The 15024-nt window shown below is 46.2% G+C and carries 14 protein-coding genes; 10 read left to right on the top strand and 4 right to left on the bottom strand.

Annotated features, from left to right (window positions below):
- Positions 1 to 25 precede the first annotated feature (25 nt).
- Positions 26 to 670 carry a tRNA (guanosine(46)-N7)-methyltransferase TrmB gene (trmB, locus tag ACWQAU_RS05435; protein WP_003644279.1) on the top strand — a complete coding sequence of 215 codons (645 nt, stop codon included), beginning with the start codon at positions 26 to 28 and terminating at the stop codon, positions 668 to 670.
- Positions 671 to 813: 143 nt separating this feature from the next.
- Here trmB and ACWQAU_RS05430 read toward each other — a convergent pair whose 3' ends face one another.
- Positions 814 to 1137, bottom strand: a complete 324-nt coding sequence (locus tag ACWQAU_RS05430) for a PepSY domain-containing protein (protein ID WP_003640256.1) — start codon at positions 1135 to 1137, stop codon at positions 814 to 816.
- Between the two features lie 168 nt (positions 1138 to 1305).
- On the opposite strand from ACWQAU_RS05430, the gene ytpR reads away from it, so the two are divergent.
- The 3 genes from ytpR to murC all read left to right on the top strand — a co-directional run bounded on the left by ytpR (position 1306) and on the right by murC (position 6250).
- Positions 1306 to 1947 carry a YtpR family tRNA-binding protein gene (gene ytpR, locus ACWQAU_RS05425; RefSeq protein ID WP_013355484.1) on the top strand — a complete coding sequence of 214 codons (642 nt, stop codon included), beginning with the start codon at positions 1306 to 1308 and terminating at the stop codon, positions 1945 to 1947.
- A 32-nt stretch (positions 1948 to 1979) separates the two neighbouring features.
- Entirely contained in the window at positions 1980 to 4877 is a 2898-nt protein-coding gene (locus ACWQAU_RS05420) for a DNA translocase FtsK (RefSeq protein ID WP_027822065.1), read from the top strand.
- 62 nt (positions 4878 to 4939) lie between these two features.
- Complete coding sequence (murC, locus tag ACWQAU_RS05415) at positions 4940 to 6250, top strand: UDP-N-acetylmuramate--L-alanine ligase (protein ID WP_003640259.1); 1311 nt, start codon at positions 4940 to 4942, stop codon at positions 6248 to 6250.
- A gap of 288 nt (positions 6251 to 6538) precedes the next feature.
- Here the strand turns inward: murC and ACWQAU_RS05410 are convergent, their stop codons facing one another.
- Genes ACWQAU_RS05410 through ACWQAU_RS05400 form a run of 3 tightly spaced genes read right to left on the bottom strand, consistent with a single transcriptional unit; the run spans position 6539 to position 8934 of the window.
- On the bottom strand, positions 6539 to 6703 hold the full coding sequence (locus ACWQAU_RS05410) for a FeoB-associated Cys-rich membrane protein (protein WP_003640260.1): 165 nt from the start codon (positions 6701 to 6703) through the stop codon (positions 6539 to 6541).
- A gap of 16 nt (positions 6704 to 6719) precedes the next feature.
- On the bottom strand, positions 6720 to 8708 hold the full coding sequence (gene feoB / locus ACWQAU_RS05405; RefSeq protein WP_003640261.1) for a ferrous iron transport protein B: 1989 nt from the start codon (positions 8706 to 8708) through the stop codon (positions 6720 to 6722).
- 1 nt (position 8709) lies between these two features.
- Positions 8710 to 8934, bottom strand: coding sequence for a FeoA family protein (locus ACWQAU_RS05400; protein ID WP_003640262.1), 225 nt, complete (start codon positions 8932 to 8934; stop codon positions 8710 to 8712).
- A gap of 255 nt (positions 8935 to 9189) precedes the next feature.
- Here ACWQAU_RS05400 and sufC point away from each other — a divergent pair, with 255 nt between their 5' ends.
- The 6 genes from sufC to ACWQAU_RS05370 all read left to right on the top strand — a co-directional run bounded on the left by sufC (position 9190) and on the right by ACWQAU_RS05370 (position 15012).
- A complete protein-coding gene (gene sufC / locus ACWQAU_RS05395; protein ID WP_003640263.1) occupies positions 9190 to 9987 on the top strand; it encodes a Fe-S cluster assembly ATPase SufC in 798 nt (265 codons plus the stop codon).
- Positions 9988 to 9999: 12 nt separating this feature from the next.
- Entirely contained in the window at positions 10000 to 11301 is a 1302-nt protein-coding gene (gene sufD / locus ACWQAU_RS05390; RefSeq protein ID WP_027822064.1) for a Fe-S cluster assembly protein SufD, read from the top strand.
- Complete coding sequence (locus ACWQAU_RS05385; protein ID WP_003645198.1) at positions 11285 to 12523, top strand: cysteine desulfurase; 1239 nt, start codon at positions 11285 to 11287, stop codon at positions 12521 to 12523. Before sufD ends, ACWQAU_RS05385 begins: the two co-directional genes overlap by 17 nt.
- The gene (gene sufU, locus ACWQAU_RS05380) at positions 12510 to 12977 is read left to right on the top strand and encodes a Fe-S cluster assembly sulfur transfer protein SufU (RefSeq protein ID WP_003640266.1); all 468 of its coding nucleotides are present in this window, start codon (positions 12510 to 12512) and stop codon (positions 12975 to 12977) included. The genes ACWQAU_RS05385 and sufU overlap by 14 nt, the downstream gene beginning before the upstream one ends.
- Positions 12974 to 14380, top strand: a complete 1407-nt coding sequence (sufB, locus tag ACWQAU_RS05375) for a Fe-S cluster assembly protein SufB (protein ID WP_027822063.1) — start codon at positions 12974 to 12976, stop codon at positions 14378 to 14380. Before sufU ends, sufB begins: the two co-directional genes overlap by 4 nt.
- Before the next feature lie 293 nt (positions 14381 to 14673).
- Positions 14674 to 15012: a metal-sulfur cluster assembly factor gene (locus ACWQAU_RS05370; protein ID WP_003640268.1), complete on the top strand. Its 339-nt coding sequence runs from the start codon at positions 14674 to 14676 to the stop codon at positions 15010 to 15012.
- Positions 15013 to 15024: the final 12 nt, after the last annotated feature.

Genomic DNA, 15024 nt, shown 5'->3' with positions numbered 1-15024 from the left:
GCAAATGAAGAAGGAGTCAATCAAGATGCGTGTCAGAAATAAACCGTGGGCGCCAAAGTTAATTGCCGCCCATCCCGAACTTATTACCGAAGATCCAACTCAGCTAAAAGGCCGCTGGCAAAGCCGTTTTGCCAAACCCCAGCCACTCCAGATTGAAGTGGGGAGTGGAAAGGGCCAGTTCATCATTGAAATGGCTAAGCGTCATCCTGAGATAAATTACGTTGCCATTGAAATTCAGACCTCGGTGATTGCGATTATTTTGAAAAAGCTAGTCGAGGCCCCGTTGCCTAACCTGCAATTGGCACATGCGGACGGTCAAGCGGTGACTGCCTTTTTCGAACCCCATGAAGTTGATCGCTTATATCTGAACTTCTCTGATCCGTGGCCGAAGTCGCGTCATGAAAAGCGGCGTTTGACCTACAAGTCGTTTTTGAGCAGTTACCGGGAAGTCTTAAAACCCAACGGTCAGATCGAATTTAAGACTGATAACCGGGGGCTATTCGAATTTTCATTAACGAGCATGAATAACTTTGGGATGCAATTTGAACAAGTTTGGTTAGACTTGCATGCAGTTGCCACACCTGAGGATAACGTCGAGACTGAATATGAACAGAAGTTCAGTGCGGCGGGCCCAATTTATAAGATTATTGCAACTTTCCCAGCAAAATAGACTGAATGAGAACAGCGAAACGCGTCGGCGATCGCTGTTTTTTAATTGAGTGTAATTGTCGGAAACATCAAAAATGAGCTTCCAGAATTTTAATTCCAGAAGCTCATTTTTGATTTTTGATGCGGATAGTCAATTGTGAGTTATTAAAGCCGGTAAATGTCTAAAATACTACCAGTATTGGCATCGGCCAAAAACTCGTACTGTACCAGCTGACCATCTTCATAGCGGGTAATGCCGCCATAGTAGACATCCGTGCGCAATGCGAACTTTTGTAATGGGGATTTTTTCATTTCAATCCACGAGCCTTCAATCGGTGCTTCCTTCAAAAACGCGCGCTTGACTTGGCTAAGAATTTGGTTAGGGGTGGGGCGGCGCAACCGCTTGAACAGGCCGCCAACGGAAAAGCCCCCGGCGATACCAGCCATCCCAACCGCTAACAAGCCGCCATATTGTAATTGTTTATTCATGATGTTGCGTCTCCTTTCAGCTAACTTGACTAGGAAATGTTTTATTTAAATTTAGTATACCAATGATTGACGAGAATACAAAGAAAAGTCATAATTAATCAGTATGATTTAAGTAAAATACGCTATAATATAGTGTTGAACGCTAAAATGAGAGTAAAGGGGTTTCACATGTTAATTACAAGTTATAATCCATCCGAATTAGGTGACACGTTAATCACCATTTTACGACCAGATGCGGCCACCCAAACGATTGAAACACATGCCAATGTGACGCGTATTAGCGATGCTGACAGTGGGGAAACCTTGGGCTATAATTTCTTTGACGTTTCCAAGACGTTAGGCGACTTAGATGCCAATGGTCAAGTTCACTTAACGGCCGAACAAGTTGAGCAATTAAATAATTTATTAAAAACCAATGATTTTGAACCTGAATTAGTTTTAGACACTGACCCTAAGTTTGTGGTCGGCTATGTGGAATCAGCCGAAGCACATCCGAAGTCTGATCATTTACAGATTACCAAGACGAATGTTGGTTTGGATCAACCACTTCAAATCGTGAGTGGTTCACCTAATATGCAGGCGGATATTTTGGTTGTTGTTGCCAAGGTCGGTGCAATGATGCCCAGTGGCTTAATTATTTGGCCGGGCGAATTACGGGGCGTTGAGAGTGATGGCATGATTGTTTCAGGCCGAGAATTACAATTACCGAACGCGCCACAACGGCCAGGGGCTTTGATTTTGCCCGCCGATTATCAGCCAGTGGGTGCGCCATTTGATTTCAAACGCGCTCAGACGTTATTTACCGCTTAATTTGCAGATATTAAAAACTAGGATGATTGAAAATGAACCATTATGATGGCCCGGCATTTTTCCGGAAATATCGATTTAACAAACCACAAGTGAATAATTCAGCGGCCAGTCAATCAACTCCTGTAGCGGCATCGGCTAGTCCACAATCGACTGCTGGTGCACCTAGTGCGGCGCCAAAACGGCCAGCCAGTCAAACTAGCGCCAAGCAGGTGACGAGTCAGGCAACTACTTCGAGTAGCAGTGCTGCAACTAGTGCGACCCTCTTTAACGGTGGCACCCATGGGACTTTTCACCCATCCCGGGTACCAGCCCAGCTTAGTGCGGCGCTGACAAATGGCGGTATCATTCAGGATCACGATGACCGTAATTATTTAGAAATTGAAGCGAGCTTGCATAAGCGGCCCGAGACCTTCTTATTGTTTGCGGATGCAGCAGCTAATGATTTACCGGCTGTTGATTTGCAACAACCGCTTTCTGATAGTGGGACGGACACGAGTCAAGTTGAACACCCGAGTGATTCGGCAGTTCTTAGTCAAGCGGAACGGAAGATGGCTTCAAGTGTTGACCCGACAACGGTAACTAGTCAGGCAGCATCGAGCGTGGCTGCTCAAACGGTCGTGGCTAACACGTCACAGACCGGCAGTGATTCCACGGTGTCCGCAGCTTCGGCGACGGTTGTGCGACCAACGGAAGTGTTTGAACCTACCACTCCTGAATTAGCTGTGTCGGCTGCGGCAATTAATACGCCTAAAACCGATGATTCAGTGGTAGTGACGGCTCCCACGGAAGTATTTGAGCCCACTGACCCAAGTTTAGCAGCGTCGGCAGCCGCCATAAATGCGCCTAGCGCGGTAAGTTCGGCAATATCGGTAGGCCCCACGGAAGTATTTGAGCCCACTGACCCAAGCTTAGCAGCGTCGGCGGCCGCCATAAATGCGCCTAGCGCGGTAAGTTTGGCAGTATCGGCAGGGCCGACAGAAGTGTTTGAACCAACTGATCCCGCGCTTGCTGAATCTGCTGCAACTGTTAATGCGGCTGCTGATCATGATAAAATAGAATCTGCTGCGACTAGTGCGACACCCAAGTCAGCACATGGGCTAGGACTATCCTTAGGGGATATTATGACCGCTGAGCACGATGCCCAGGCGGACTTAGCGTTATTTAAGGATCAGCCAACAACGGCGGCTTCTGCAGCACCACAGTCAAGTACTGCGCAGACTCGTTCACACGTTAACGAAGAACCTTATCAACCGGTTGGCATGCGGCCAACTAGCACAAGTCCTGCTGTGACGTCAGCAACGGCCACGCCAGTCAGCGTTGTGGCATCATCCACGGTCCCTTCACAAGAAAGTGGGGAAGCGACTAGTGTGACTATGGCACCGTCACAGGCGGCTACTTCTGCAGTTACAACTAGTCCCGCTTTGTCAGAGACATCTGCAGTGGCTTCACAACCTGAGTTAGTTCATAGTGGCGGTTCAGCGGCCCCCGTCCTTGAGGATAAAGAATTAGCGGCTTATCATTTGCCACCGCTGAATCTGTTGAAAGCACCGATCGTGGCCAATGAATCTGAGATGGATGATTGGATCGAGCAGAAGGCCAGTGCGTTAGATGAATCTCTGGACGCATTTGGTGTCAATGCCAACGTTGTCGATTGGACGATTGGACCAACTGTGACTCAGTTCCAAGTAAAACCTGCTCGTGGCGTCAAGGTCAGCAAGATTACCAACTTAAATGATGATTTGAAATTGGCCTTGGCTGCAAAAGATATTCGAATTGAAGCGCCGATCCCTGGCCGTAATACGATTGGGATTGAAATTCCAAATGCGAAATCGCGGCCGGTGATGCTGTCTGAAGTTTTAGATTCTGACAAATTCCGCGACAGTAAGTCACCATTGACGGTCGCACTCGGTGTCGATTTATTCGGGCAACCACAAGTCACTGACCTGCGGAAGATGCCGCACGGTTTGATTGCGGGGGCTACGGGTTCTGGAAAATCAGTCTTCATCAATAGTATCTTGGTTTCGATTCTGTACAAAGCGAACCCACAACAAGTTAAATTGTTGTTAATTGATCCGAAGGCCGTAGAACTAGCACCATACAACGAGATTCCACATTTATTAGCACCCGTGATTTCAGAACCCAAAGCCGCTTCGGCAGCGCTGAAATGGGTCGTTGATGAAATGGACAACCGGTATGATAAACTTGCCGCTGGTGGTGCCCGGAACATTGAGCAATTCAACAAACTGGCCGACGAACATGACGAGCCGGCTCTAAAAATGCCGTATATCGTGATTGTAATCGACGAATTAGCTGATTTGATGATGGTTGCTTCTAGTGAGGTCCAGGATTACATTGCCCGAATCACCCAGAAAGCCCGTGCGGCAGGGATTCATTTATTAGTTGCGACTCAGCGGCCAAGTGTTGATGTGGTCACTGGTTTGATCAAGAATAATATCCCAACGCGGGTGGCCTTCATGGTTGCCAGCCAGATCGATTCGCGGACGATTCTGGACGCGAGTGGGGCGGAACGTCTGTTGGGACGCGGTGATATGTTGTATCTTGGCAACGGTCAACCCGCACCGATTCGGTTGCAGGGGACGTTCGTGGACAGTGAGATCGACAGTATCACTCAGTTTGTCCGTGATCAGGCAGCACCGCACTATGAATTTCAACCAGACAGCCTAGTGAAGCACGAGGAAGCAGCACGCAATGAAGATGACTTGATGCCTGAAGCATTGGCTTACATTGCTGATGAAGATACCATGTCGACATCGAAGTTGCAACGAAACTTCTCGATTGGCTATAATCGGGCGGCCAATATTATTGATGATTTGGAAAGTCGCGGCTACGTTTCAGCAGCTAAGGGTTCCAAACCACGAGATGTTTATTTCACAGCGGCAGATTTAACTAAATTACAAGCCAATTCATAATTAAAAATAAAGCGATTCACCTCATGATTGATGAATTGTGAATATGGGAGATTATTAGCATAATGGATAAAGCAACGGTTTATTATTTTGTTGGGATCAAGGGCTCTGGGATGAGCTCACTAGCCTTGATTTTACATGACAAGGGTTACCAAGTTGAAGGCTCAGATATTGAACAATATACGTTTACGCAAAAAGGTCTAGCTGCAGCTGGCATTAAGATGCTACCGTTTTCCGAAGATAACATTCGCGAAGGCCTCACAGTGATTGCGGGGAACTCATTTACTGATGACCATCCTGAAATCAAAAAGGCGCGTGAAATGGGGTTGCCCGTTTATCGCTATCATGAATTTCTTGGAAAATTAATGGAAGGCTTCACGAGTATTGGTGTGGCCGGGACTCACGGGAAGACGTCGACAACTGGTTTGTTGTCCCACGTTTTGAGTCATATCGCTCCCACCAGTTACTTGATTGGTGATGGGACCGGTAAAGGCACCCCTGACGCGCGTTTCTTCGTTTTTGAAGCGGATGAATATCGGCGGCACTTCGTTGCTTACCATCCCGATTATGCCATCATGACGAACGTTGACTTTGACCATCCTGATTACTACAAGGATTTAGCTGACGTTCAATCCGCTTTCCAACAATTTGGCAATCAAGTGAAGAAGGGCATCTTTGCTTGGGGTGACGATGAAAGTTTACGACACCTCGATGTTGATACCCCAATTTACTATTACGGGACGAATGACCGTGACGACTTTCAAGCGGTTAATATCAAACGAACGACTAAGGGGTCTTCATTTGAAGTGAAGTATCACGATGAATCGTTAGGGGAATTTGAAATCCCATTGTTTGGTGAACACAATGTCTTAAACAGCACGGCTGTCATTGCGGTTTCTTACTTTGAAAAGGTGAACTTGGACGAAATTCGGCGGGAACTCCTCGACTTTAGTGGGGTTAAACGACGTTTCTCAGAACATCAAGTTGGCGATATGGTCATGATCGACGACTACGCACATCATCCATCAGAAATTAAAGCAACATTGGATGCTGCACGCCAAAAGTATCCGGATAAGGAAATCTTGGCCGTATTCCAACCACATACGTTCTCACGGACGAAAGCATTGATGGATGGCTTTGCAGCCAGCTTAAGCAAGGCAGATCACGTCTTTTTGACCAATATCTTCAGTTCTGCCCGTGAAAAATCTGGTGATGTTTCCTCCAAAGACTTAGCTGCTAAGTTACCCAATGGTGGTGAAATTATCACGACCGATGACATGTCTGCTTTAACGGCTTACCACAATGCCGTCGCTGTCTTTATGGGTGCTGGTGACATTCAAAAGTACGAAAAAATTTATGAAGACCAAATGAAATAATTCTTAAAAAAGCGGCCCCAGCAGGGCCGCTTTTTTAGTCCGTCTTTAAATTGATTTAGCGTAAACCGGCGTTAGCATCCAAGATGAAACCCTATGAGAGATGTTAGATTATTGCTAGACAACAGTTGTGCGACCTATTTTGACCTTACAAGTTTTAATGGAACTTATGCAGTCGATAAATAAAGCACCAATGAGGATAATTCACTAGAATCTCCGTCATTGGTGTTTTATTAGTGTGTATGATTTCTAAGGATTAACCACGTGGTTAGTGAGGCAGGTGCAGTAGTCTTAGTTTTGTTGCTTCTGGGCTTTGTTTAACATTTTCTTAGCTTCACAATCATAGTCGCAGGCCGCACATTTGCCCTTTTTAGCACGTTTGACCACGCGATAAATCTGATAGCCAGCAGCCCCAATAATTAGTGCGATAATTAAGAAATTAACGAATAATGCCATGTGAATCAAACTCCTTTCAGATAAATAATTGACCAACTTGGTAAATGACGAAGGCCAAGGTGTAAGCAATGACCAAACTCGAGCAGACGGCGTAAACAGCCCACTTGGTCGATCCAGTCTCGGACTTGATGGTCCCAATCGTGGCGAAGCACGGGACATATAGCAAGATGAAGACGAGCATCGCGTATGCGGATAACGGTGTGAAAAAGCGCCCCATCATGGCAATCAAGCCGGCCTGATTTGCGCTGTGGAACATTACCATCATACTAGAGCTGATGACTTCTTTGGCTAGAATCCCAGTAAAGAGGGCTGAGATAACTTGCCAAGCAGTCACACCGAGTGGCGCGAACAGCGGTAATAGTGTTTTGCCAAGTGTCGCGGCAAAGCTGTTGTCGATGTCGCTGACTAAGCCGCTAGTGCCGAATGAGGAAAGTAACCAAATCAAGACCGTACCGGCAAAAATGATAGTACCTGCCTTTTTGATGAACCCTTTACCCTTATCCCAGGTGCCACGCCAAATAATGTCAGCCCGGGGAATATGATACTGTGGTAACTCAACGATGAAGACGGAACTATCATCGACGTTGAAAATCAGTTGATAAAATTTAGCCATACCGAGGGCGACCGCAATGCCAAGAAAGTAAATCGACAAGACAATTAGGGCCTGATTTTTCGGGAAAAAAGCGGCCACAAATAGGCTGTAGATTGGCAGACGGGCGGAGCAACTCATAAATGGGGAAATCAGCGTTGTAATTAAGCGTTCTTTAGGTTGTTCAATTGTCCGGGCGGCCATAATACCAGTGACGTTGCATCCAAATCCAATAATTAGGGGGATAAATGCCTTCCCGTTGAGTCCAATCATCTGCATCAAGCGGTCCGTAACTAGTGCTGCTCGTGCCATGTAACCTGAATCTTCCAAGATTGAAATACAGGCAAACAAGACAAAAATTTGGGGAATAAAGACGAGCACGCCACCGACCCCTGCAATTAGGCCGTTAACAATCAGTGAGCGCAAGACCGGGATGGCTCCAGCCATGGTCAACCAGTGACTCACGGTGGTGGATAGTGGTCCGGAGACGAAGCTATCTAACAAATCTGACAGGGGCGTGCCGACCCAATCAAAGGATAATTTGAACATCAAGTAGAAGATTCCCACGAAGACGGGTAGCCCTAAGAACGGATTGGTGACCCACTTGTCGATTTTAGCAGTCATCTCGACGTGGCTGGTGCTTGCCAAGTTTTGACTAGCGCTGGCTAAGGTTTGCTCAATAAAGTCTAGTCGGGTTTGGAAGATCTGCTCGTCGAATTTTTGAGCGTCGTAATAAGCGGCTTGACTAGTGAGTGGTGTCAATCCCATGTGTTTCGCGTAGGCTCGAATTGGCTTATTTTGATTAATAAATTGAATCGTCAGCCACCGTGCGAAGTCTGCTGTCAAATCAAATTTTTTGATGAGCTGTTGGCTAGCCTGACGAATGGCTTGCTCAATCATGAAAGGATAGTTGAGTTTGAGCGGTGTCGCGGCCGGATGGGGACCTGCCAATAAGTCTTCGCGTAGCTGATGCAGCCCTTCTTTATTGCGGGCGTTAGTCGCTTTGATCTGACAGCCAAGTTGTTCAGCTAGCGTGTCAAAATCATAATAATGGCCCGTCCGTTTGAGGTCATCAATCATGTTGAGTGCGATAATCACCGGTGCGCCAAATTCCAACACTTCGATCGACAGTAGTAAGTTACGCTTGAGCTGACTCGCGTTGGTCACGTTCAGAATTAGATCAGGGTGGTTATGTAGCAGATAGTTGGTGACGACTGCTTCATCTTTGGTGATTGGATTAAGTGAATAGACTCCGGGTAAATCGACCATTTCAACTTCAGAGTGCCGAATCCGGCCCATCTTCTTCTCAACGGTCACGCCGGTCCAGTTACCGACGTACGCGTATTTATCCGTCAGTTCATTGAATAGCGTGGTCTTACCAGTATTGGGATTTCCGAGCAATGCAACCGTCGTCATCTTAATGGCCTCCAATCAACGTTTGAAATACGGTGTACCGAATCCCAATCCGTTGTTGATCAATCTGAACAATTACTGGTCCGTGAAACGGATAGTAGCGGACAACGGCCAGCGGACTGCCGACATGTAGCCCTAAGCTGTGCAATCGTTGAACGGTCTGATTATCCAAACCTGTGAATTGTTGAATATGTAGTTGTGATGTATTAGTAACGGATTGACTTAGCATAAGGCTCAGTCCTTTCTGAATATTCCAATAGTGAATAATTCATCAAAAATATTATACCTACATCATAGCATGAAAGGGCTTTTATTAATATGGGGAAAAGCCTTATTTTCTTTTGAAATGAAAACGGTTATACTCTAAGTATAGAATACAAAAAGGCCGATGTTACGCTATTTTTGTTGAAGCCGTTGACTAATCATTATATACGGAAGGAATAACGGCTTGGGTAATAAATTCAATTGTTGGAGGATGATTTAAATGGCAACCTTGGAAGTTAAAGATTTACACGTTGAAGTGACGGATGATGAGCAAAAAAAGTCTCGTGAGATTTTAAAAGGCGTCAATTTATCTATGAAAACTGGTGAAATTCATGCCATTATGGGACCAAATGGGACTGGTAAGTCCACTTTATCACAAACTATTATGGGCCAACCGGCTTATCACGTTACTCAGGGTGATATCTTGTTGAACGGCGAAAGTATCGTAAACATGCCAGTTGATGAACGTGCACGTAAGGGACTCTTCCTCGGCATGCAGTATCCAGCTGAAATTCAAGGGGTCACCAACGCTGAATTTTTACGGGCAGCAATGAACGCACGTCGACCAGCTGATGATCAAATCTCAGTGATGGCCTTTCTTAAAGAACTCGACAAGAACTTGGCACTACTTAATATGAGCGAATCCATGACGGAACGTTACCTAAACGAAGGTTTCTCCGGTGGTGAAAAGAAGCGTAACGAAATTTTGCAATTATTGATGATCAAGCCATCATTCGCCTTATTGGACGAAATTGATTCCGGGCTTGATATCGATGCGTTACAAGTGGTTTCTAAGGGTGTTAATTCGATGCGGGGCGATAATTTCGGCTCATTGATTATCACGCATTATCAACGGCTGTTAAACTACATTGTGCCCGATGTCGTTCACGTGATGATGGGTGGTCGAATCGTGAAGACTGGTAACGCCGACTTAGCAAAGACCCTTGAAAAAGAAGGTTATGCTGGTTTACGTGACGATTTGAACATTGATGTCAAACTTGTTGACGACGAAGATTAGGGGGTGGCAGTAATGGAAGCAACTGCTGATTATGAAACTATCAAAACAACGCTAGCTGCGGCTGCTAACGAACATGGTGAACCGCACTGGCTCGTTGAACGCCGTTTAGCGGCTTTAGATGCGATGCAAGGCCTAGCGGTTCCCAAAGCTGATCGCTTTAGTATTCGCGACTGGCCACTGACGCCCACCGACCAACCACTAAAGTTCAGTCGTTCGGATCGAACTTTAGCAACTGATGTAACGGCTGAAGCTGGTCATATCCAAATCGTACAAGTTGGGCAGACAACGGTGACCGTCAATTTGCCTGATGAACTAGATGATCAGGGTGTCATTTTGACCGATATGTTCACGGCTTTTCGCGAACATCCACAGCTAACTGAAAAACATTTTATGGGCAAAGTCGTCAAAACTGACGAGGACCGGTTGACCAGCTACCATACCGCGTTTTTGAACGCCGGGGTCTTCCTATATGTTCCTAAAGGGGTTATTGTCAAAGAACCAATTGAGATCACCACGATTCAGGATAGTACCCGAGTGCAACCGTTAATTAGTCACGTCTTGATTGTGGCTGAACAAGACAGTCATTTCGCAGTAACTCAGCACCTGACAACGAAGGGTGACGTCGATAATATCGCCAACTGTGTTGTAGAAATTTTGGCACGGGCTGACAGTGAAGTGCATTTTTCAGCGTTCGATGAACTCGGGGCCAACACGACTGCTTATTTGAATCGGCGGGCCGCGATCAGTCGGGGAGCCAAAGTCGATTGGGCTATCGGGATGATGAATAACGGTAACACTTTCGGGGACTTTGACTCGGAACTGATCGGTGAAGGCGCCAAATCCGATGCCAAGGTCATCACAGTGACGACCAAGGCCCAGGATGTCTGTGTTAATACGCGGGTCACTAACCGTGGTAAGAAGACTGACGGCAATATCGTACAACGTGGGGTCATTATGGAAAAGTCTAACCTGATTTTTAACGGAATCGGTCACATTATTCACGGGGCCTCCGGTGCACATGCTGAACAGGAAAATCGGGTTTTGATGATGTCTGATGATGCCCATGGTGACGCGAACCCAATTCTATTGATCGATGAAAATGACGTGTTAGCTGGACATGCAGCAAGTGTTGGTCAAATTGATCAAAATCAAATGTACTATTTGATGAGTCGCGGGATTGATAAACCACAGGCCCAACGGTTGGTTATTCGGGGCTTCTTAAGTACCGTGATTGGTGCGATCCCATCGAAGACTGTCCGGACTCGCTTAACGAACACGATTGAAAGGAAGCTTGAAGATGGCATCCAATTTTGAGACGTTACGGTCAGATTTTCCCATTCTAAACCAACAAGTGAATGATGAACGACTTGTCTACCTGGATAATGCGGCGACTGCGCAGCGCCCCAACCAAGTCGTGGATGCGCTCGTTCACTTTTATCAACACGATAATGCCAATGTTCATCGCGGTGTGCACACCTTAGCAGAGCGGGCCACTAGTCAATACGAAGCTGCGCGCGCCAAGGTGCAACGGTTCATCAATGCTGCAAAAACGGATGAAATCGTCTTCACCAAAGGGACGACGGATAGTCTCAATCTGATTGCCAGTACTTATGGCGAAGCCAATATTCAAGCGGGTGATGAGATCGTCATTTCCATTATGGAGCATCATAGTAATTTAATTCCGTGGCAACAGTTAGCATTGCGTAAGCACGCCACCTTGAAATATATTGAGTTAACGGCGACTGGTGAATTGGACATGGCCGATGCTGCCAACAAGATTACGGATCGAACAAAAATTGTTTCAGTGACCCATGCTAGTAATGTATTGGGAACGGTCAATCCAATCAAGGCGTTAGCACGATTGGCGCATCAACACGGTGCCGTGATGATTGCGGATGGGGCGCAAGCAGCCCCTCATATGCCGGTCGATGTCCAGGCACTCGATGTTGATTTTTACGCATTTTCAGGGCATAAAATGCTAGGACCAACCGGTATTGGCGTTCTATATGGTCGTGAGAATTTATTAGCTACGATGCCACCGTATCAATTTGGTGGTGAGATGATTGGCTTTGTTCACCGTGATGACAGTACCTGGGCGGAACTACCGTGGAAGTTTGAAGCGGGCACTCAGAACATTGCCGGTGCGATCGGCTTGGGCGCGGCGGTTGATTATTTGACGCAACTCGGTATGGATCAAGTTCAGCAACACGAACAGCAATTAGTCAATTACTTATTGCCTAAGTTGATTGCAATGCCTGGTGTCACGGTCTACGGTCCCCAAGATCCCCAACATCATACGGGCGTCATCGCCTTTAATATCGACGGTTTGCACCCGCACGACGCGGCTACCGCGTTGGATATGGAAGGTGTCGCCGTTCGCGCGGGTCATCACTGTGCACAACCCCTGATGGCAGCGCTCGGCTTAGTAGCAACTGCACGGGCTAGTTTTTACATTTACAATACACAAGCGGACGCTGATCAATTATTAACGTCACTCCAAGCAACAAAGGAGTTTTTCGAACATGGGACTGTCTAAATTAAGTGGCTTATATCGCGAAGTGATTTTAGATCATGGTGATCATCCGCATCATAAAAATGCGTTGCCAAACGCAACACATGCCATTACGTTGAAAAATCCAACTTGTGGCGACGTCATCAATTTGGCTATTCAATTGGATGCGCATGATCAAATCGAAGATATTGGATTTACGGGTGAGGGCTGTACCATCAGTCAAGCATCGGCCAGTATGATGACGGATGCGGTGATGGGTAAGTCGAAAGAACAGGCATTGGCAATGGCTAAGACATTTTCGGATATGGCGATTGGCAAGCAACACCCGCAGGCCGATATGGATGCCTTAGAAGACGCCGCAATTTTATCGAATATTATGCAATTTCCGGCACGAATCAAATGTGCCACGCTAGCTTGGTGGGCTTTGCAACGGGCATTGCTTGCTGAAAATGGCAATGAGGAGGAATCAGAAGTATGAGTGAAGTACCTGACGTGGTAAAAAATGACCGTGATTATGAATATGGATTTCATGACGATGTCAAACCAGCATATTCAACTGGGCGAGGATTAACGGAAGCCACGGTGCGCGAAATTTCCGCGGCAAAACATGAGCCACAATGGATGTTGAATTATCGGTTAAATGCCTATCATGAGTATTTAAAGATGCCGATGCCTAAGTTTGGCCCGGATCTCACGAAACTCGACTTGAAGGACATGCTGTATTATCAGAAGATGACCGATAAAAAGTTCCGTGACTGGAAAGAAGTCCCAGCTGACTTGAAGCGGACGTTCGACCGGTTAGGTGTGCCTGAAGCTGAACGGAAATACTTAGCCGGTTCATCGGCGCAGTATGAATCTGAAGTCGTTTATCACAATATGCGTAAAGATTTTGAAAAGTTAGGTATTATTTTTACCGATACCGATACGGCGCTTCACGATTATCCAGAACTGTTCAAGAAGTGGTTTGGGAAACTCGTCAAACCAACCGATAACAAGTTTGCGGCTTTAAACGCGGCGGTCTGGTCAGGTGGGTCCTTCATTTACGTGCCTAAGGGTGTCCAGACGAAGACGCCAATTCAGTCATATTTCCGGTTAAATGCTGAAAACTCGGGTCAGTTTGAGCGGACTTTGATTATCGTGGAAGATGGTGCCAGTGTCGACTATGTCGAAGGGTGTACGGCCCCTAATTATTCTTCAGATAGTTTGCACGCGGCCGTTGTTGAAGTCAATGTTGAGCCCAACGCTTACTGCCGTTATACAACGATTCAAAACTGGTCTGACAATGTTTATAGCCTGGAAACTAAACGAGCTGCAGCGGCCGAAAATGCCACGATGGAATGGGTCGATGGGAATTTAGGTTCGAAGGTTACGATGAAGTACCCAAGCGTTTATTTGAATGGGGAAGGTGCCCGCGGGACCATGTTATCGATCGCGGTTGCCAGCAATGGCATCCACCAAGATTCTGGTGCTCGGATGATTCATAATGCTAAGAATACCTCCAGTTCGATTGTTTCGAAGTCCATCGCTAAGACTGGTGGTGCGACTGATTACCGTGGAACCGTGCGTTTTGCCAAGCATTCAGACGGTTCCAAAGCGCATGTTGAGTGTGATACGATCATCATGGATGACCAGTCGTCTTCCAACACGATTCCGTATAATGAAATCGACAGTGCTAACGTCGCGATGGAACACGAAGCTAAGGTGTCCAAAATCTCAGAAGAACAGCTCTACTACTTGATGAGCCGAGGAATTTCAGAAGCTAAGGCAACCGAAATGATTATCATGGGATTCGTAGAACCATTTACGAAGCAATTACCGATGGAATATGCTGTTGAATTAAACCGGTTAATCAGCTTTGAGATGGAAGGTTCAATCGGGTAGTAAGGGGGATTGGTCAAGCTGATGTTAAAATAAAACTTGAGTGGCATGCGAGATTGCGATTCGAGTTTTTTGGTTAAATGATTGTTGATGAATGTTAGCCATTATAATCGTGCCAGCTAGGATGGTTGATAATTGTAGTAATTTAAAATTGTATCTCGGTTAGTGTTTTTATCATGCTGATTCGCCTTTTCGTTAATATTGGCGACGTACTTTATTATAAATTAGGATTATTAACGTATATTCTAACAATGGTATAATTAAAAACAGTTTTAAACAGACAGGAGTGTGGCAGAATGGCAGACGAACTTGGCGAGGATAAGGCCCTCTCACCCGTTGAAGACGCGGTCATGAAGTCGTTAGAGCAGGTGATTGATCCAGAACTGGGCGTTGACATGGTTAACCTTGGTTTGATCTATGGTGTTGACGTAGACGATAATGGTAGCTGCACGGTAACGATGACGTTGACGACGATGGGGTGCCCATTAGGAAATTTATTGGCAAGTCAAATTAATCAAGCAATTATGAGTGTGGATGGTGTTAAGAATTGTGAACTTGACTTGGTCTGGGAACCTGCTTGGGGAATTGATAAAATGAGTCGTTTTGCTAAGGTTGCCCTTGGCATTCATGGCTAACGGGTGAGACAA

The sequence above is a fragment of the Lactiplantibacillus sp. 3062 genome, from assembly GCF_055413545.1.
This window is presented reverse-complemented; position numbering and strand designations above follow the sequence as displayed.

Bases quoted from the DNA above. Each gene is read 5' to 3' on its own strand.
- trmB (WP_003644279.1), top strand. From the start codon at position 26: ATGCGTGTCAGAAATAAACCGTGGGCGCCAAAGTTAATTGCCGCCCAT.
- ACWQAU_RS05430 (WP_003640256.1), bottom strand. From the start codon at position 1,137: ATGAATAAACAATTACAATATGGCGGCTTGTTAGCGGTTGGGATGGCT.
- ytpR (WP_013355484.1), top strand. From the start codon at position 1,306: ATGTTAATTACAAGTTATAATCCATCCGAATTAGGTGACACGTTAATC.
- ACWQAU_RS05420 (WP_027822065.1), top strand. From the start codon at position 1,980: ATGAACCATTATGATGGCCCGGCATTTTTCCGGAAATATCGATTTAAC.
- murC (WP_003640259.1), top strand. From the start codon at position 4,940: ATGGATAAAGCAACGGTTTATTATTTTGTTGGGATCAAGGGCTCTGGG.
- ACWQAU_RS05410 (WP_003640260.1), bottom strand. From the start codon at position 6,703: ATGGCATTATTCGTTAATTTCTTAATTATCGCACTAATTATTGGGGCT.
- feoB (WP_003640261.1), bottom strand. From the start codon at position 8,708: ATGACGACGGTTGCATTGCTCGGAAATCCCAATACTGGTAAGACCACG.
- ACWQAU_RS05400 (WP_003640262.1), bottom strand. From the start codon at position 8,934: ATGCTAAGTCAATCCGTTACTAATACATCACAACTACATATTCAACAA.
- sufC (WP_003640263.1), top strand. From the start codon at position 9,190: ATGGCAACCTTGGAAGTTAAAGATTTACACGTTGAAGTGACGGATGAT.
- sufD (WP_027822064.1), top strand. From the start codon at position 10,000: ATGGAAGCAACTGCTGATTATGAAACTATCAAAACAACGCTAGCTGCG.
- ACWQAU_RS05385 (WP_003645198.1), top strand. From the start codon at position 11,285: ATGGCATCCAATTTTGAGACGTTACGGTCAGATTTTCCCATTCTAAAC.
- sufU (WP_003640266.1), top strand. From the start codon at position 12,510: ATGGGACTGTCTAAATTAAGTGGCTTATATCGCGAAGTGATTTTAGAT.
- sufB (WP_027822063.1), top strand. From the start codon at position 12,974: ATGAGTGAAGTACCTGACGTGGTAAAAAATGACCGTGATTATGAATAT.
- ACWQAU_RS05370 (WP_003640268.1), top strand. From the start codon at position 14,674: ATGGCAGACGAACTTGGCGAGGATAAGGCCCTCTCACCCGTTGAAGAC.